General features: G+C 55.4%; 17 protein-coding genes. 7 read left to right on the top strand and 10 right to left on the bottom strand.

The window, feature by feature from the left end; translation table 11 throughout:
* Window positions 1-19: 19 nt before the first annotated feature.
* From AAIG26_RS02415 to AAIG26_RS02395, 5 genes are all read right to left on the bottom strand, one after another.
* Window positions 20-826, bottom strand: coding sequence for an ABC transporter permease (locus AAIG26_RS02415; protein WP_016495988.1), 807 nt, complete (start codon window positions 824-826; stop codon window positions 20-22).
* On the bottom strand, window positions 816-1745 hold the full coding sequence (locus tag AAIG26_RS02410) for an ABC transporter permease (RefSeq protein ID WP_343180308.1): 930 nt from the start codon (window positions 1743-1745) through the stop codon (window positions 816-818). The genes AAIG26_RS02415 and AAIG26_RS02410 overlap by 11 nt, the downstream gene beginning before the upstream one ends.
* 7 nt (window positions 1746-1752) lie before the next feature.
* The gene (locus AAIG26_RS02405) at window positions 1753-2766 is read right to left on the bottom strand and encodes an ABC transporter ATP-binding protein (protein WP_343179536.1); all 1014 of its coding nucleotides are present in this window, start codon (window positions 2764-2766) and stop codon (window positions 1753-1755) included.
* 17 nt (window positions 2767-2783) lie between these two features.
* On the bottom strand, window positions 2784-3926 hold the full coding sequence (gene ydcS / locus AAIG26_RS02400; RefSeq protein WP_097406684.1) for a putative ABC transporter substrate-binding protein YdcS: 1143 nt from the start codon (window positions 3924-3926) through the stop codon (window positions 2784-2786).
* Window positions 3927-4272: 346 nt separating this feature from the next.
* The gene (locus AAIG26_RS02395; protein ID WP_343179535.1) at window positions 4273-5679 is read right to left on the bottom strand and encodes a PLP-dependent aminotransferase family protein; all 1407 of its coding nucleotides are present in this window, start codon (window positions 5677-5679) and stop codon (window positions 4273-4275) included.
* A gap of 249 nt (window positions 5680-5928) precedes the next feature.
* On the opposite strand from AAIG26_RS02395, the gene AAIG26_RS02390 reads away from it, so the two are divergent.
* The 4 genes from AAIG26_RS02390 to AAIG26_RS02375 all read left to right on the top strand — a co-directional run bounded on the left by AAIG26_RS02390 (window position 5929) and on the right by AAIG26_RS02375 (window position 9042).
* Window positions 5929-7329 (top strand): cytochrome ubiquinol oxidase subunit I, encoded by a 1401-nt coding sequence (locus tag AAIG26_RS02390; RefSeq protein ID WP_097406682.1) that lies wholly within the window; start codon window positions 5929-5931, stop codon window positions 7327-7329.
* Window positions 7329-8339, top strand: coding sequence for a cytochrome d ubiquinol oxidase subunit II (gene cydB, locus AAIG26_RS02385; protein WP_097406681.1), 1011 nt, complete (start codon window positions 7329-7331; stop codon window positions 8337-8339). Before AAIG26_RS02390 ends, cydB begins: the two co-directional genes overlap by 1 nt.
* Window positions 8339-8467, top strand: coding sequence for a DUF2474 domain-containing protein (locus tag AAIG26_RS02380; protein WP_016495981.1), 129 nt, complete (start codon window positions 8339-8341; stop codon window positions 8465-8467). The genes cydB and AAIG26_RS02380 overlap by 1 nt, the downstream gene beginning before the upstream one ends.
* 113 nt (window positions 8468-8580) lie before the next feature.
* The gene (locus tag AAIG26_RS02375; RefSeq protein WP_269231037.1) at window positions 8581-9042 is read left to right on the top strand and encodes a hypothetical protein; all 462 of its coding nucleotides are present in this window, start codon (window positions 8581-8583) and stop codon (window positions 9040-9042) included.
* 46 nt (window positions 9043-9088) lie between these two features.
* On the opposite strand, the gene AAIG26_RS02370 is transcribed toward AAIG26_RS02375, so the two are convergent.
* Entirely contained in the window at window positions 9089-9769 is a 681-nt protein-coding gene (locus AAIG26_RS02370; protein ID WP_343179534.1) for a nitroreductase, read from the bottom strand.
* Window positions 9770-9865: 96 nt separating this feature from the next.
* Between AAIG26_RS02370 and AAIG26_RS02365 the strand changes: the two genes are divergently transcribed.
* Window positions 9866-10816: a LysR family transcriptional regulator gene (locus tag AAIG26_RS02365; protein ID WP_343179533.1), complete on the top strand. Its 951-nt coding sequence runs from the start codon at window positions 9866-9868 to the stop codon at window positions 10814-10816.
* Between the two features lie 85 nt (window positions 10817-10901).
* Complete coding sequence (locus AAIG26_RS02360; RefSeq protein WP_343179532.1) at window positions 10902-11162, top strand: hypothetical protein; 261 nt, start codon at window positions 10902-10904, stop codon at window positions 11160-11162.
* Between the two features lie 92 nt (window positions 11163-11254).
* On the opposite strand, the gene AAIG26_RS02355 is transcribed toward AAIG26_RS02360, so the two are convergent.
* From AAIG26_RS02355 to AAIG26_RS02345, 3 genes are all read right to left on the bottom strand, one after another.
* Window positions 11255-11791, bottom strand: a complete 537-nt coding sequence (locus AAIG26_RS02355; RefSeq protein WP_016495976.1) for a hypothetical protein — start codon at window positions 11789-11791, stop codon at window positions 11255-11257.
* Between the two features lie 176 nt (window positions 11792-11967).
* A complete protein-coding gene (locus AAIG26_RS02350) occupies window positions 11968-13926 on the bottom strand; it encodes a U32 family peptidase (protein WP_097406678.1) in 1959 nt (652 codons plus the stop codon).
* Window positions 13927-14178: 252 nt separating this feature from the next.
* Complete coding sequence (locus AAIG26_RS02345; RefSeq protein WP_343179531.1) at window positions 14179-14754, bottom strand: XRE family transcriptional regulator; 576 nt, start codon at window positions 14752-14754, stop codon at window positions 14179-14181.
* Window positions 14755-14914: 160 nt separating this feature from the next.
* On the opposite strand from AAIG26_RS02345, the gene AAIG26_RS02340 reads away from it, so the two are divergent.
* Window positions 14915-16099, top strand: coding sequence for a benzoate/H(+) symporter BenE family transporter (locus AAIG26_RS02340; RefSeq protein ID WP_343179530.1), 1185 nt, complete (start codon window positions 14915-14917; stop codon window positions 16097-16099).
* On the opposite strand, the gene AAIG26_RS02335 is transcribed toward AAIG26_RS02340, so the two are convergent.
* Window positions 16082-16951 carry a response regulator transcription factor gene (locus AAIG26_RS02335; protein WP_045508204.1) on the bottom strand — a complete coding sequence of 290 codons (870 nt, stop codon included), beginning with the start codon at window positions 16949-16951 and terminating at the stop codon, window positions 16082-16084. The two genes, AAIG26_RS02340 and AAIG26_RS02335, sit on opposite strands and share 18 nt — an antisense overlap.
* Between the last annotated feature and the right edge of the window lie 127 nt (window positions 16952-17078).

Raw genomic sequence — 17078 nt, 5'->3', positions numbered from 1 at the left:
GTCCTTTTAGCATGGTCAGTTATTTGCCGGTTCCGGCAATCGTGTCGGTATCACGGGTCAGCCACCAGGCCCCCAGAATCGGAATCATCGTCACCAGCATTACCAGCAACGCCACAACGTTGGTGACGGGCACATCGCGCGGACGCCCCAACTGGTTGAGCAACCACAGCGGCAGCGTACGCTCGTGACCTGCGGTAAACGTGGTGACAATGATTTCGTCAAATGACAACGCAAACGCCAGCATGCCACCCGCCAGGAGCGCCGAACCCAGATTGGGTAACACCACATAACGGAAGGTTTGCCAGCCGTTCGCGCCCAAATCCATTGATGCTTCGACCAGGCTCCAGGAGGTTCGCCGAAACCTGGCAATCACGTTGTTAAACACCACCACGACGCAGAACGTGGCATGCCCCACGACGATGGTGAAAAAGCCCGGCTCCAGATTGACCGTTTTAAACGCGGTCAACAGTGCAAGCCCGGTGATAATTCCCGGTAAAGCAATCGGTAACAGCAGCAGCAAGGAAATGGCGTTTTTACCGAAAAATTCGCTGCGCCATAAGGCCATTGCAGCAAGTGTGCCAAGAACCAGGGCAATTGCCGTCGCCAGCGCCGCGATTTGCAGTGACAGTGTCACCGCATCGAGAATATCTCCCCTCGCCGCCGCCACGCTAAACCAGCGCAGCGTAAAGCCCTGCGGCGGAAAGCTGAACGCGGCATCCTCGGTATTGAAAGCATAGATGGCGATGATCAAAAGCGGAAAGTGCAGAAAGATGACGCCGCCCCAGGTGGCGACTTTGAGCAAAAACGGTGCGCGTTCAGAGTGCATCAAACGCTCCCAGGCGTTTCACAAACGCCAGATAAAGGGCGATCAACACCATCGGGACAAGGGTAAACGCGGCGGCCATCGGCATATTACCAATCGCCCCTTGCTGCGAATAAACCATATTGCCGATGAAATACCCCGGCGGGCCAACTAACTGCGGCACGATAAAATCCCCCAGCGTCAGCGAAAAGGTAAATATCGAACCGGCCGCCACGCCCGGTACCGCCAGCGGTAACACCACATAACGGAAGGTCTGACGCGGATGGGCGCCTAAATCGGCTGAAGCTTGCAGCAGCGACGGGGGTAAGCGTTCGAGCGCCGCCTGAACCGGCAAAATCATAAACGGCAGCCAGATATAGACGAACACCAGAAAACGGCCCAATCCTGAAGTGGAGAGCGTATTGCCGCCCACGGCGGGTAGCGTCAAAAACGCAGCAAGTAGCGGCTCCAGCCCAAGATGGCTTAAAAACCACTGCGCCACGCCATCTTTCGCCAGCAGCAACGTCCAGGCGTAGGCTTTAACGATGTAGCTCGCCCACATCGGCAACATCACTGCGATATAAAAGAAGGCTTTCCATTTGCCCTGCGCATAACGCGCCATATACCACGCCATCGGAAAAGCGAGAATGGCGCTCGCTACCGTCACACATAGCGCCATCAGCAGGGTACGAAGAATGATGTCGTAATTGGCCGGATTAAACAGCGCCAGCAGATTGGCGAACGTTAAATCCGGCGTGACCGACATGGTGAAATCATCGAAGGTGTAAAACCCCTGCCATAACAACGTGAGCAGTGAACCTAAATAGACAATGCCAAACCACATCAGCGGGCCGAGCAGCAGCAAAAGCAGCCCGTACACCGGTTTGCGCCAGAAGATGGCGCTAAGATTGACGCGGCGCGGCGAATGTTGCGCAATACTCATCATCCTTTCACCCCGCGCCCTGTAACGGCACCATCGCCTCGCGCGACCAGGAAACCCGCACCGATTGGCCCGGTGCCAGCGTTTCCGGCAGTAACGCATCGGAGAGGTTCGCCTGGCTGACTAACAGTTTTTCTCCATGCGGCAGCGCCAGTTCAAAGCGGGTGGCTGCGCCCTGATATTGCACTGCCTGTACCACCGCGCTGGCTTCGATCTCCCCTGGCGTATTCAGGCGAATATGTTCCGGTCGCAGCGAGTAAACCCCGTTCATGCCGCAGAGTTTTTCCGAAAGCGCCGCATCAAACACATTCGAGGTGCCGACAAACCCGGCGACAAACGGCGTGCGCGGGCGCAGGTAAAGCTCGCGAGGTGTATCGATTTGCTCGATACGACCATTATTGAACACCGCCACGCGGTCGGACATCGACAAGGCTTCGCCCTGATCGTGGGTGACAAAAATAAAGGTGATGCCGAGATCCTGTTGCAGCTTTTTCAGCTCCAGTTGCATCTGTTCACGCAGCTTCAGATCCAGCGCGCCCAGGGGTTCATCGAGCAATAACACTCTGGGTTCATTTACCAGCGCGCGGGCGATGGCGACGCGTTGCCGCTGGCCGCCGGAAAGCTGCGAGGGTTTACGCGCATGCACAAAACCGAGCGCCACTTTTTCCAGCGCGTCACGGGCGCGGGCATGGCGCTGTTTTTTGTCCATGCCTTTCACCATCAGCCCGTAGGCGACGTTATCGAGAACAGACATGTGCGGAAACAGCGCGTAATCCTGAAAGACGGTATTCACGTCCCGCTCCCAGGGCGGCAGCTCGCTGGCTTCGCGACCAAAAATACGAATGGTACCGCCGCTAAGCTGTTCAAACCCGGCAATCAGCCGCAGGCAGGTGGTTTTGCCGGAGCCGGATGGCCCCAGCATGGAGAAAAACTCCCCGTCGTTGACGGCGAACGTTACGCCGTCAACCGCCCGGACATCACCATAGACTCTGGCGACATCCAGGAATTCTACCGCATAGGTCATAGCGCGCTCCTGGCAGGTTAACGGCCGCCCATAATGGCGATGTAATCCTGCGTCCAGCGGCTGTAAGGCACATATTTGCCGCCTTGCGCTACCGGCGTTTTCCAGAAGGCGATTTTGTCAAAGAAGCTGTAACCGTTGGTTTCGCAGCCCTTTTCACCCAGCAAGGTGCTGGCTTTGCACCCTTCCGGTACCACCGGCAGTGAACCAAACCACGCCGCCACATCGCCCTGCACTTTTGGCGTCAGCGACCAGTTCATCCACTTATAGGCGCAGTTCGGGTGTTTCGCGTCGGCATGCAGCATGGTGGTATCCGCCCAGCCGGTTACCCCTTCTTTGGGAAAGACAGTGGCAATCGGCTGATTTTCACCTTTCAGGGCATTCGCCTGATAAGGCCACGCGCTGGAAGCCACCACGCCTTCATTCTTGAAGTCGCTCATCTGTACCGTGGTGTCATGCCAGTAACGGTGAATGAGCAAATGCTGATCGCGCAGGGTTTTCAGCACCGCCTGATACTGTGCTTCGGTAAGCTGGTACGGATCATCAATACCGAGTTGCGGTTGCGTGGCTTTCAGGAACAGCGCGGCATCGGCGATATAAATCGGGCCATCGTAGGCCTGCACGCGCCCTTTATTACTTTTGCCATCCGGCAGATTTTGCTGCACAAAGACCACCGACCAGCTATCCGGCGGCGTCGGGAACGTTTTGGTGTTATACATCAGCAGGTTGGGCCCCCACTGATACGGTGTGCCGTAGGTTTTTCCACCGACATTAAACCATTCGCCTTTGACCAGCTTCGGATCAAGCGTTTTCCAGTTGGGAATAAGCGCGGTGTTTATTGGCTGGACGCGTTTCCCCATGATCAGGCGTAAAGAGGCATCGCCGGAGGCGGTCACCAGGTCGTAGCCGCCTTTCGCCATCAGGCTCACCATCTCATCGGACGTGGCGGCGGTTTTCACATTCACCGCGCAACCGGTCTCTTTTTCAAAGGCGGTCACCCAGTCATATTGCTTATCGGTCTGGCCGCGCTCGATATAGCCGGGCCAGGCGATAATATCCAGCCGACCTTCTCCCTTTCCCACTTCGGTTGGTTCGGCCGCGTGTGCGGTCATGACGGTCAGACCCAGCGCACACAGGCTGCTGCGGGCAAATTTCTTGCTCATTATTTTCTACTCCTGTCGCAATGAAAAAAGTGCGGCAGCCTTGCCGTAAATATATCTCCCTTAATAAAAATAGACGGCGCGCTGACGGTATGAATGTGGCCCGTCGGAAATTTCGCAAGGATGTGACAGATGACGCATTGCGTTAACAATGAAAATGCTACTGCGCGCTCTTTTGGAGTATAGACAAGGGGTTAGCGAACGTCCGTTAATCTGTGTTGCTATTCACATTTCCTATGAATACCAGGTTCGGGAGCGCAGAAAATAATGACAGCGCACGTCATATTTACGCCGCCGTTATTTTTAACGGGAGAATAAGTTATTCAGAAAATAAGAAAGACGGGTGCGGTTAATTCATCATCTGGCGAATTAATTCACCCAATTGCATTGCCGCCCGCTCCTCTTTATCGCCCCAGACCCAGGCGCAATTAAAGCGGAAAAACGAACGCCAGTTGTCGGATGTCGAAAACATTTTCCCTGGCGCAATGCTGATATGGTGCGCCAGCGCCTGCTGGCTCAGTTCACCAGCATCCAGCCCGGCGGGCAACTCCAGCCATAAGAAATAGCCGCTCTCATTACGATAGATTTTCACTTCCGGCGGCAGATGCCGCAGCAGCGCCTGCCAGGCCAGATGTTTGCGCTCGGCAAGCTGTCTGCGCAGGCGGCGCAAATGAGCGTCGTAGTGGTGTGTCGATAAGTAATCGACCAGCGCCAGTTGCAGCGGTGAACTGGTGGATAAGGTGCTCATCAATTGCAATTGCTGAATGCGCCTGGCGTGGCGTCCGGCCGCGACCCAGCCGACGCGAAACCCGGCGACCAGACATTTAGAAAAGGAGGAACAGTGCAACGTCATGTCTTGCGTGTCCCAGGCTTTGGCCGGTAACGGCTGTTCACGCCCGTAGTAAAGCTCGCTGTAAACATCGTCTTCAATCAGCGTGACGTTATGTTGTGCCAGCAGCGCGACCAGTTGCGCCTTTTTCGCAGCACTTAAGGTAAACCCGAGCGGGTTCTGCGCATTGGTCATCAGCCAGCAGGCTTTGACCGGATAGTCAGTTAATGCCTGCGCCAGCGCCTCAAGATCGATGCCCTCTTTTACATCAGTCGGTACCGACAGCGCTTTTAACTTCAGCCGTTCCAGCGCCTGCAACGCGCCGTAGAAACAGGGGCTTTCAATAATTACCCAGTCCCCCGGTTCTGTCACCGCCTGCAGGCTGAGGTTCAGCGCTTCCAGCGCGCCTGCGGTGATAACAATCTCATCCGGCGAAATGTTCATCCCCTGGCGGGCATAGCGTTTGGCAATGGCGTGGCGCAACTGGCTGTTTCCCGGCGGTAGGTTTTCTATCACGCTCATGGCAGTGGCGCTTTTGCTCACCTTTGCCAGCGACCGGTTGAGCTGCGGCATCGGGAACAGTTTGGGGTCGGGAAAGGCGGAACCAAACGGCAGCACCGAGGCATCGCAGCTGGCCTGTAACACGTCAAAAATATAGGTATTGATGTCCACCGCTTCGTCACGCGTGATCCTGGCCGCCGGCGCACGCGGCAAGCCAGGCGCTGGCGCGACAAAATAGCCGGACTGGGGCCTGGCAATCACCCGCCCCTGGCTTTCCAGCAACTGATACGCATGACCGACGGTCATAAAACTCAGCCCGCTGCTGACGACCTGCTCGCGCAGCGACGGCAGCTTCTCTCCGGGTCGCCAGACCCCAAGCTCAATTTGTTCTGCGATTTGCTGCGCCAGGCGCTGGTATTTTTTCATGATTTTTCACGTGTTAACAAAACGACTACATCATGGCACGCAGTGCGCCATCTTGCTATATCAGTTTATACAAAACAGCCCATTATGCGCACTGTTATGGTTACAGGTTACCGCTTCGTCTGGACTAATCCGCAACCTGCCATACCCTTTACAGGGAACTGTTATACGAAAATTACCTGTATCTGTTTCTGCAAGTTCACGCTTGTGCTCATTAACATTGACGCCACAACATTGACATTGGGGTTGTGCATGTTCGGTTTAGACGCGTTTTACCTGGCGAGAATACAGTTCGCCTTCACCGTTTCTTTTCATATCATTTTTCCGGCAATTACCATCGGCCTTGCCAGCTATCTGGCGGTGCTTGAAGGTTTGTGGCTTAAAACCCGCAACCCGGACTGGCGCACGCTGTACCATTTCTGGTCGAAGATCTTCGCCGTTAACTTCGGTATGGGGGTCGTGTCCGGGCTGGTGATGGCGTATCAGTTCGGCACGAACTGGAGCGGTTTTTCCCAGTTCGCCGGTAGCATTACCGGGCCATTACTGACCTATGAAGTGCTGACCGCCTTCTTCCTTGAAGCAGGTTTTCTTGGCGTGATGCTGTTTGGCTGGAACAAAGTCGGCCCTGGCCTGCACTTTTTGGCCACCTGTATGGTCGCGCTGGGCACCATTATGTCCACCTTCTGGATCCTCGCGTCCAATAGCTGGATGCATACGCCGCAGGGCTTTATCGTTGAAAATGGGCAGGTGGTGCCGGTCGACTGGTTTAAGGTTATCTTTAATCCCTCCTTCCCGTACCGGCTGATGCACATGACCATTGCGGCATTCTTAAGCAGTGCGTTGTTTGTCGGCGCGTCTGCCGCCTGGCATCTGTTACGCGGCAATAATACGCCCGCGATCCGCAAGATGTTTTCTATGGCGATGTGGATGGCGCTGGTTGTGGCGCCGATTCAGGCGATGGTCGGCGATATGCACGGGCTGAATACGCTTGAACATCAACCGGCAAAAATTGCCGCCATCGAAGGTCATTGGGAGAACCCGCCCGGCGAAGCGACGCCGCTGCTGCTGTTTGGCCTGCCGGATATGGAGCAGGAGCGCACGCGTTATGCCGTGGCGATCCCGGCGCTCGGTAGCCTGATCCTGACACACAGCCTCGACAAGCAAGTGCCGGCGCTAAAAGATTTCCCTAAAGATCAGCGCCCCTATTCCCCGATTGTCTTCTGGTCGTTTCGCATTATGGTCGGGCTTGGCGTGCTGATGATTGGCCTGGGCGTCGCGGCGCTATGGCTGCGTTTTCGCGACCGGCTCTATCAGTCGCGACCGTTTTTACACTTCGCGCTATGGATGGGGCCTGCGGGGTTGATTGCCATTCTTGCCGGTTGGGTTACGACAGAAGTGGGTCGACAACCGTGGGTGGTATACGGCTTGTTGCGTACGGCCGATGCGGTTTCCGCCCATGGCGATCTGCAAATGAGCCTCAGTTTGCTGGCGTTTTTTGTTGTCTACTGTTCCGTTTTTGGCGTGGGTTACAGCTACATGGTGCGGCTGATCACCAAAGGGCCGCAGGAGCGTGATGAGCACGCCACGCAAGGTACTCCGGCGCGACCGCTGTCGGCGGCGGGCGAACATCTCCAGGCGGATGAGGATAAATAATGGGCATCGATCTTTCGTTAATCTGGTTTGTCATTATCGTCTTCGCCACCCTGATGTATATCGTGATGGACGGTTTTGACCTTGGTATCGGTATCCTGTTTCCCGTCACGCGTGACGCTCACGATCGCGACGTGATGGTCAACAGTGTCGCGCCGGTCTGGGATGGCAACGAGACCTGGCTGGTGCTCGGCGGCGCGGGGTTATTCGGCGCGTTTCCGCTGGCCTATGCGGTGATTGTCGATGCGCTGACCATTCCGCTGACCTTAATGCTGATCGGTCTTATCTTTCGCGGCGTGGCCTTTGAGTTTCGCTTCAAAGCCACACCCGCGCACCGGCCGTTCTGGGACAAAGCGTTTCTCTCCGGCTCGCTGCTTGCCACCTTTACCCAGGGGGTGGTGGTGGGCGCGGTGCTGAACGGTTTTCCGGTGACGGGCCGTACGTTTAGCGGCGGTGCGCTCGACTGGCTGACACCGTTTAACCTGTTTTGCGGCGTCGGGCTGGTCATCACTTACGCCCTGCTCGGCGCGAGCTGGCTGGTGATGAAAAGCGAAGAGCCGTTGCAGGGGAAAATGCGCAAGGCCGCGAGAAAACTGTTGCTGGCGATGTTGGTGGTGATTGCCGTGATTAGCCTGTGGACGCCGCTGACGCATTCCGCAATTGCCGATCGCTGGTTCAGCTTGCCGAATCTCTACTTCTTCTCGCCGGTGCCGCTATTGGTTGTGGTACTGAGTGCCTGGCTGTGGCGCAGCCTCGGCAACCCGGATTCCCACACGCTGCCGTTTGTGCAGACGCTGGGGCTGATTTTCCTCGGGTTTAGCGGGCTTGGCATCAGTATCTGGCCGCACATTATTCCACCGGATATCACGTTGTGGCAGGCCGCGGCACCTCCGCAAAGCCAGGGCTTTATGCTGGTCGGCGCCCTGCTGATCATCCCGATTATTCTGGTTTATACCTTGTGGAGTTACTACGTGTTTCGCGGCAAGGTGCAACATGGCGCGGGGTACCATTAATGAAACAGTCGTTTTTTAACCGCCTGATGTGGATGCTAATAATCTGGGGAGGCAGCGTGCTGGCACTGTTTGCGGTCAGTATGGTGTTCCGGCTTCTGATGTCGGCGGCGGGGTTTAAATCGCACTAAATGGCCATGGGCAACGCACGATCCCGGCTAGAAATTTCCGGGATCGTTCACTACGCTTTTTGTTGTCAAATTTACATTAGAGCTGCGATTTTTCATGCGTTTAGGGAGAAATAATGATTAACCTCGTTCAGACGCCTTACAATCTCCGGTCGGGTTACCCGATTGTTCGCCGTACGCTGGAAGACAAAAAGAAGTTGGTTAAACAAGATGGTTTTGGCCCGGAATCGTGCTGCGCCACCGTCGAATACACGCTGCGCGGTAATTCCCGCTACGCCTTTGGCAATAGCCAGATGCGTATTGAGATGCCACCGGATATTTACACCAATAACTGGGTAAAATTGCATGGCGAAATGGCGGCACTGATTGCGGCGATACGACGCATTGAGAACGCCGGCAACGGCGATGAACAGTTGCCGATCACCAGCGTGTATATCGAATTACGCCCCTGCGAAGCCAACTGCATGCAGGCGTTGCAAAATATCCTGCCTGATAACACCACCGTTTATTTCTCCTTTCTGCACCCCGATCAGGTTGATGAGTGGAAACAAAGCGCCCGAGCGCTTTGTGCGGCATAACACTGACCAGAGACGCTCATGATTAGCGTCTCTGGTCACCACGGCGTTACCCGTGCATCACCACACTTTGCTCAACGGGAATCCGCGGCATGCGTTTTTTCGCAGAGGGCGCAGACATATCGGCATAGCCAAACGAGATGCCGAACAGCAGCCGATAATCAGCGGAAACACCGAGTTCTTCGCGGATCATATCGGCGTGAAAACCCAGTAAAGTCTGCGGAATTCCGGCAAAACCACGCGCCGTCAATGACAGCAAAAAGCTCTGCGCATACATGCCTATGTCGGAGGCAACGCGGATATTGTCGCCAAAAGACGGCATAAACAGAAAAGCGGCGTGTGGCGCGTTAAAAAATTGATAATTTCGCAGATAAGCCTCTTTGCGCTGTGCTTTATCTTCACGCGCCACGCCTATCGCCTCGTAATAAATCCGCGCTTGCTCATGAGCGCGCTCAAAATAGTCGCCATGAAAATCATCATAAGAAAAGGTGAAATCCGGCGTCTGGTGCCCTTGCAGATCGTTTTCCGTCATCCTTTTTCCAAGACGATTTTTCGTTTCACCGGAAACCACATGCACATGCCACGGCTGGGTGTTGCAGTTAGACGGGGAATATTGCGCATCTTGCAACACGTCCCGAATTTGCTCGTCCGTTAACGGGGTTGGTAAAAATGCGCGGGCGGAAAAACGCTGGCGGACGGTTTCATCGAAGGCTTTCACTATAGTGCTCATGATTCTTCTCCGTATTAATTGTTCGCGTAGCTTAACGATGAAACCTGTTCGCAAAAACACTACAATGCGCCATGGACCTTTGCGGATTACGCACAGATGAATAAGCTCAGTCAAATTAGCGCCCGCTCAATGCAGCTGTTTCTCGCCATTGTTCGCGAGGGAAATTTTTCCGAAGTCGCACGCAATGAAGGTCTGGCGGCCTCATCGCTGTCGCGCGTGGTTCAGCAACTGGAGCAGGCGCTGGAAACCCAGTTGTTGTACCGCAACACGCGCGCGGTGATTGCCACCGAGGCGGGTCATATCTATGCCGACACGTTTCGCGCCATGTTACAGCAGCTTGCGGACGCGCAAACGCAGGTGGACGAGCGTCGCGATGAGCCTGTCGGCCGCATTCGCCTTAATGCGCCGATCTCGTTTGGCCTGCGCCATATTGGCCCCAAAATCAGCGAACTGAGCGAGCGCTATCCGCGTCTGCATATCGAACTGAACCTGAACGATGACTATATCGACCCGTTTGCCGACGGTACGGATCTGCTGCTGCGTATCGCGGCGCTGCAGGATTCTGAGTTGCACGGTCGGCTGATTGCGCATCAGCAGTGCCATTTGGTGGCGACCCCCGCCTACGTGCGCCGTTATGGTCAACCGAACACGCCAGAGGAGTTGCAGTCGCACCGGTTACTGGCGTATCGCGGGAAAAGCGGTTTACAGCGCTGGCGTTTTCAGCGGGGAGAGAAATATGTCCAGTTTTCGCCGCAGGCCAAAATCGTTTCCGATAACGCGGAATTGCTGTTACAGGCCGCACTGAGTGATGCGGGAATATTACTTTTCCCGGACTGGCAAGTGGGTGAAATGCTGAATCGCAACGAGCTTGTGGCGCTCATGCCCGATTTTACCGCCAGTTATTCGGCAACGCAGCAGTCGCTGTGGTTGCTCTACCCTGGCGGGAAATACCCGTCGCTTAACACCCGCACGGTGATCGATTTTTTACTGGCGAGTTTCGGTTCACCGCCTTACTGGCGCTATCTTCCACCGCGCCGCCAGGAATAATCCCGAAGGCGTAACGCTCCATAATCCCTTCACTTTTTTATCGTCAAATCGTCGCCACGCAACAGAACGAGTAAGGATGAAAAAGATGAAAAAGAGTGCACTGGTGTCTGCCATTCTGGCGGTGAGCTTCTCTTCGATGGCGTTTGCAGACGAACATCCGCCGCTACCGCCGGAACAGTACCAAAATGGCCCGCAGCATAACGGTGATAAAAAACCGTCGCACGATGCGCCGCCGCCGAAACATAAGCAAGATAAGCCGCCGCGCCCGGATGACAAACACCGCGACAAACACAACGGTAAGAAACCACCGCTGCCGGAAGAAAGTCGTCCGGGTGACGACCGCTAATCCAGCCCGCAATGCAAACAGGCCTTTCGTGATGGCGAAAGGCCTGTTTTTTTATCTGGCAGATACGGTTTTAACGCCGCTTGCTCAGGAGATTACGATCCCATCGCTTTGGATAACCAGGACTTGCAGATGCCACGGCGTAAATTCCACGGTTTCGCCGGTTTATCCTGATAACGGTCATACACTTTATCCAGATCGTCCTGGCTGGTGATATTCAAATCCGCCGGAATTTCGACCGCGCCGCGGGAGCTGATTGCCACATAGTGTTTTCCTTTTTCAAGGAAAAATGCGGTCTCATGGATCCACATCCTGCCGCTTGAATTATCCTGAACGATTAATGTCCAGTATTGATCGCCTTTCAGACGGCTGGTAAAAAGCCGGTCAACAACGCCTTCCAGCATATTATTGCTGATGTAAATCATCTCGGCGGAATTAAAGCAGTCGCCCTCTTTGTTATAACGCTGGAAATAAAAAAGCCCCTGATGAGCCTTATTAGCCTGGGTGTAGACCACTGTCGCGTCGCTACCGGTATAGGCCTGATAACGCTGCGTTCCGAGCGGGCCAGGCGTACAGGCAGACAATAAAAAAGCACCAGCAACAAGCAAGGCGCTTAACGTAAATTTACGCATTTCCTCTCCGTGAATATCATCAATAAACCATTTCTTATTATTTTAGCCCGGCTAGATTAACGTATTACGGTTATTAACGCATGCTTGTTATTAGCGCGGCGGGATAATTTATAGCTATTCAGAAGAATTGTTTTAGGGACAGTAAAAAAACAGGGTGGCACAGCGCCACCCTTTGTTTATTTGCGTTTTGGCAACGTTTTTACTAAGTCATCGGCGCTTATCGACGCCACTACGCTGCCCGGCAGGGGCATTTTCAGGATATGGTTCTTAATTTTGCCAATCACATGCATTTCACACGGACGGCAGTCAAACTTAAGCGTCAACACTTCGTCGCCATGCACCAGTTGCATCGGCGTTGCGCGCCAGCTTTTGATGTTGCCTTTCGCCTGTTTCGGGCACAGGTTGAAGGCGAAGCGCAAACAGTGTTTGGTGATCATCACCGGCACATCGCCCTTCTCTTCATGCGCTTCGAAGGCGGCGTCAATCAGCTGCACACCGTAGCGGTGATAAAATTCACGCGCTTTATGGTTATAGACGTTTGCCAGGAACGACAAATGTGTTTCCGGGTAGATCGGCGCGGGTGTCGCCACCGGTTTGCGGCTGCCGCGCTGGTAATTCGCCAGCCGGGCCTCTTCCAGCATCTCTACCGTTTCGCGACGCAGCTGGTTGAGTAGGCTGTTGGGCACAAACAGCGCACCCGGCAGATTCACGGTGATCGCCTGTGCGTAATACCGGGTTTGCCCCAGTTTCGCCAGCCCGTCTTTCAGGCTTTCCAGCGCTTTTTGCGCATTATTGGCTTCGTCAAACTGCCCGTCCAGCGTGTGCGTCACGCTGACGCCATCTTCGCTGGTCAGCGTCAGCACCAGTTGCTCCTGCCAGCCGCCCAGCTCAATATCCACGCCGATGCGACGCTCGCTGGAGGTTTTCAGTAATGCCTGCTGCCAGTTATGGTCAAGGTTACGGTTCAGCGCGTGGTGCGGGCGCAGCGTTCGCAGCGCGTCCGGCATTTCGTTCGGGAATACGCGGTAGCGGTTCTCGCCCGTTTTCTCGGCGACGTTGACACGAAAACCCACCACTTCACGCTTCACCAGCACGTTCAGGCCATCTCCGTTGGCCAGAGGTTCGGTCACTTCAACATCGAGATGATCTTTCGCCACTTTCAGCACTTCACCGACCGGCAGGCCAATAAATTTCGGTGAATCAAACGCGCCGATATCAATTTTGCGCGCATTGACAAAATAATCGGTGCTGCCGCGATGGAAGGTTTTGTCCGTCGAGGGAATAAAGAAATGTTCGGTACGTCCGGCGGACGCACGCGCCAGGTCGCCGCGATCTTCGATAATGGCGTCCAGCATCTGGCGGTAATGTGCGGTGATGTTCTTCACGTAGCTCATATCTTTGTAGCGCCCTTCAATTTTGAAAGAGCGCACACCGGCATCGATCAGCGCCGCCAGGTTGGCAGTCTGATCGTTATCTTTCATCGACAACAGGTGTTTTTCATAAGCCACCACGCGGCCCTGATCGTCTTTCAGCGTATAGGGCAAGCGGCACGCCTGAGAGCAGTCGCCGCGGTTGGCGCTGCGCCCGGTCTGCGCATGGGAGATATTGCACTGCCCGGAGTACGCCACGCACAGCGCGCCGTGGATAAAGAACTCAATGGTGGCGTCGGTCGCGTTATGAATGGCGCGGATCTGCTCCAGGTTCAGCTCACGCGCCAGCACAATCTGGCTAAAACCAACATCAGAGAGGAATTTGGCTTTTTCCACGCTGCGAATGTCGCACTGTGTACTGGCGTGCAGCTCAATCGGCGGGATATCCAGCTCAAGTACGCCCATATCCTGCACGATCAGCGCATCGACACCGGCCTGGTACAGGTCATGGATCAGGCTCTGCGCCGGTTCCAGCTCGTCATCATGAAGGATCGTGTTCAGGGTGATAAACACTTTCGCGCCGTAGCGATGCGCGAACGGCACCAGTTCGGCGATATCGCGCAGGCTGTTACCGGCGTTGTGGCGCGCGCCAAAGCCAGGGCCGCCAATGTAGACCGCGTCAGCGCCATGAAGGATCGCTTCACGGGCGATGGCGGTGTCGCGGGCCGGGCTTAACAGTTCAAGATGATGGGGGTGCAGGCGCATACAATCGTCGTTATCCATTATGTACAAAATGGCGGCTATTGTAGTCACAACCGGGGCGTTTCACCACCTGCCGCAGGGGGAATTTGCGTCTGTCGGCAATGCAATGTCGAAATTGCTATTTCCGCTGCGTTTCATGCGGCGATAGAGTGGTGGCTCGGACATTCCTCGTCACGTTTTATCCACCGTACTGCCGGTTGCAGGTGAGGCTGAACTTTCCTGCAGCCCGAAGTATCGCGGGTCAACGTTGTCATGTTATTTATCGTCGTCGTTTTTAGCCGCTGGCGTGCTTGCGGCTTTTTCTTTTGGATAATGAATCAACGAGTGGAAATGCACGGTGTGTGCGGAACTGTTGCGATAGGCATGGGCCTCATCGCCCGCAAAGCGCACACCCATTCCGCTGGTAAATGTTTTCCACTGCCCGTCGAGACATAAATCCAGCGCGCCATTGATGACAATCACATGCTCAATCACCCCGCTTTCGTGCGGCGTCGATTCACTTATCGCCCCTGGCGCCAGCGCAATTGAAAAAAGATCAAAGTGCAGCTTTTCATCCCACGGGAAAATGGGCGTGATTACCATCGCCTGCTGTTCAGGATCGTAGGCGTGCGGGGTATCGCTCTCCGGCGGCGCAATAAAGGTAGAAAACGGCACGTTCAGGCCGGTGGCGATTTTCCAGAGCGTGGCCACCGTCGGGCTTGATTCATTACGCTCAATTTGCCCGAGCATCGCTTTGGAAACGCCCGTCTCTTCTGCCAGCCTGGAAAGGCTCCAGCCACGGCCCTGACGGAGAAGTTTTAAGGTGCTTGCCAGGTAGTCTGCGATGTTCATTACGCCTCCGGGAAGAAAAATCCGGGGCAGTATAGCGCAGCGTTTCTTTTTTAGAGAGCGAAACTATAACCACGCTAAATACCTTATTGCACTGCCAGCTTGTGCGCTATAACGGCCAGTGATACTTTATGCGGATGCTATAACGCACAAGGATTATTTCATGTCACATGCCGCCTTTTCTCGCGCGTCTGCCCTGCCTTTTTCCAGCCTGCTGGCTGGCTTTGTCGCTGTGCTGGTCGGTTATGCCAGCTCCGCCGCCATTATCTGGCAAGCGGCCTCGGCGGCGGGCGCAACTGCCACGCAAATCGCCGGCTGGATGACCGCGCTCGGTCTGGGTATGGGCATCAGCACGCTGGTGTTAAGTCTTTGGTATCGCATGCCGGTGCTTACGGCCTGGTCAACACCAGGCGCCGCGCTGCTGGCGACCAGCTTACAAGGGGTTTCACTGAATGAAGTAGTGGGCGTATTTATCTTTGCCAATGCATTAATTGTCCTGTGTGGCATTACCGGGCTGTTCGCCAGGCTGATGAAAATCATTCCCCACACGCTGGCCGCGGCCATGCTGGCGGGCATTTTGCTGCGCTTCGGTTTGCAGGCGTTTAGCAATATTCAGGGGCATTTCGTCTTGTGTGGCAGCATGCTGCTGGCCTGGCTTATCTGCAAATCGCTGGCACCGCGCTATGCCATTGTCGCCACACTTCTGGTCGGGGGGCTGGTGGCGTGGCTAAGCGGTGACGTTGTCACGCAAAAAATCACTATCGCGGTCGTTGCCCCGACTTATATCGCGCCGGAATTCCACTGGTCCTCGCTGGTGAGCATCGGTATACCCTTCTTTCTGGTAACGATGGCCTCACAGAATGCGCCCGGTTTTGCCACTATGCAGGCGGCGGGATACCACGTGCCGGTTTCACCGTTGATTATTTTTACCGGCGCGCTGGCACTGCTGTTCTCGCCGTTTGGTGTCTATTCCATCTGTATTGCCGCCATCACGGCGGCGATTTGCCAGAGCCCGGATGCTCACCCGCAGGCGGAAAAACGCTGGCTGGCCGCGGCGGCAGCCGGGGTGTTTTACCTGCTAGCCGGTCTGTTTGGCGGCTCGATAACCTCGCTGCTCACCGCCTTGCCATTAAGCTGGATCCAGACGCTGGCAGGGCTGGCACTGCTGGGCACGATGAGCGGCAGCCTGCACCAGGCGCTGATCACCGAACGCGATCGCGATGCCGCGATGGTCACCTTTCTGGTTACCGCAAGCGGCGTCACGCTGCTGGGGATTGGGTCTGCATTCTGGGGCTTAGCGATCGGCGGGATTTGCTACAGCGCATTACGCTTAGCGCGACGCGCGTAACTGCGAGGGCGTAATGCCTTTCGCCGCTTTGAAGCGGTTACTGAAGTGGCTGGCCGAGTTAAAACCGCAGGCCAGCGCAATGGTGGTCAGCGGCTGATCGCTATGAAGCAGCAGATCTTTCGCCCGCGCCATGCGCCGTTGCATCACGAACTGGTGCGGCGCCACGCCCATTGACTGGCGGAACATGCGGGCAAAATGGTATTCACTCAGCGCGGCCTGCGCGGCCAGATCCGCCAGCAGCAGCGGTTCTGCCAGATGCGCATCGATATACTCCAGCACCGTGCGAAGCACCACGGGCGCTAAGCCGCCCGTTACGGTCGGCAGTTGCCACTGCACGTTGCTGTAGTGCTGCACCAGGTGCGTCAGTAACAGCGTCGATGCGGTACTCAGCGTTAACTGGTTGGCGTTTTGCTGCCAGTCGCAACCGAGCAAAAACTGGCGATAAAGCGCGGTGATACGCGCATCCTGGGAGAATGTTTTCTCATCCAGCGTGAACGATGCCGGGCTGCGATCCCACACCTGCTCACCCACTTCACGCAGATGCTCGTCGGTGCAGTAAAGGTGGACAAAGGACAACGTATCGCGGATATCCCACACCGATTCGCTCTCTTTCGGCATCAGGCAAAAGCGATCCGGCCCGCCGCCATTTTTCCAGCCGTAGGCGGTTTTGTGATAGCTCTCATAGCCGTCGGCAACGTACAAACTCAGGGTATGGTGATTGCAATATTGGGTAATGTTGTCGCGTTTGTTCGACCAGGCCGCCAGTTGAATGCCAGAGTGTAGCGCCACCGAGTTGTGCAATACGGCGTTGTGTTTACTCAAGTTTTCAAAGGCTTCGTAGTGTTCAGACATTCACGGAAATTATCATAAATTCACCAGAACCCCAGTCTATGAATAGCTGGCGACGGATACCAGCGTTGTGTAAAGAAAAGCGCAAGAATATGCAAGTCCGGCGCAAACCGGTGCAATCGGCTGCGTT

It is taken from the genome of Kosakonia sp. PSU_27 (assembly GCF_039409795.1).
In the GTDB taxonomy this organism is placed as follows: domain Bacteria; phylum Pseudomonadota; class Gammaproteobacteria; order Enterobacterales; family Enterobacteriaceae; genus Kosakonia.
The sequence above is the reverse complement of the archived record's forward strand: the minus strand, read 5'-3'. Positions and strand labels throughout refer to the sequence as shown.

Coding starts and splice junctions, on each gene's coding strand:
- AAIG26_RS02345 (WP_343179531.1), bottom strand. CDS start 14,754: ATGAACATCGCAGACTACCTGGCAAGCACCTTAAAACTTCTCCGTCAG.
- AAIG26_RS02355 (WP_016495976.1), bottom strand. CDS start 11,791: ATGCGTAAATTTACGTTAAGCGCCTTGCTTGTTGCTGGTGCTTTTTTA.
- AAIG26_RS02340 (WP_343179530.1), top strand. CDS start 14,915: ATGTCACATGCCGCCTTTTCTCGCGCGTCTGCCCTGCCTTTTTCCAGC.
- AAIG26_RS02350 (WP_097406678.1), bottom strand. CDS start 13,926: ATGCGCCTGCACCCCCATCATCTTGAACTGTTAAGCCCGGCCCGCGAC.
- AAIG26_RS02415 (WP_016495988.1), bottom strand. CDS start 826: ATGCACTCTGAACGCGCACCGTTTTTGCTCAAAGTCGCCACCTGGGGC.
- AAIG26_RS02405 (WP_343179536.1), bottom strand. CDS start 2,766: ATGACCTATGCGGTAGAATTCCTGGATGTCGCCAGAGTCTATGGTGAT.
- AAIG26_RS02370 (WP_343179534.1), bottom strand. CDS start 9,769: ATGAGCACTATAGTGAAAGCCTTCGATGAAACCGTCCGCCAGCGTTTT.
- ydcS (WP_097406684.1), bottom strand. CDS start 3,926: ATGAGCAAGAAATTTGCCCGCAGCAGCCTGTGTGCGCTGGGTCTGACC.
- cydB (WP_097406681.1), top strand. CDS start 7,329: ATGGGCATCGATCTTTCGTTAATCTGGTTTGTCATTATCGTCTTCGCC.
- AAIG26_RS02365 (WP_343179533.1), top strand. CDS start 9,866: ATGAATAAGCTCAGTCAAATTAGCGCCCGCTCAATGCAGCTGTTTCTC.
- AAIG26_RS02375 (WP_269231037.1), top strand. CDS start 8,581: ATGATTAACCTCGTTCAGACGCCTTACAATCTCCGGTCGGGTTACCCG.
- AAIG26_RS02380 (WP_016495981.1), top strand. CDS start 8,339: ATGAAACAGTCGTTTTTTAACCGCCTGATGTGGATGCTAATAATCTGG.
- AAIG26_RS02390 (WP_097406682.1), top strand. CDS start 5,929: ATGTTCGGTTTAGACGCGTTTTACCTGGCGAGAATACAGTTCGCCTTC.
- AAIG26_RS02410 (WP_343180308.1), bottom strand. CDS start 1,745: ATGAGTATTGCGCAACATTCGCCGCGCCGCGTCAATCTTAGCGCCATC.
- AAIG26_RS02395 (WP_343179535.1), bottom strand. CDS start 5,679: ATGAAAAAATACCAGCGCCTGGCGCAGCAAATCGCAGAACAAATTGAG.
- AAIG26_RS02335 (WP_045508204.1), bottom strand. CDS start 16,951: ATGTCTGAACACTACGAAGCCTTTGAAAACTTGAGTAAACACAACGCC.
- AAIG26_RS02360 (WP_343179532.1), top strand. CDS start 10,902: ATGAAAAAGAGTGCACTGGTGTCTGCCATTCTGGCGGTGAGCTTCTCT.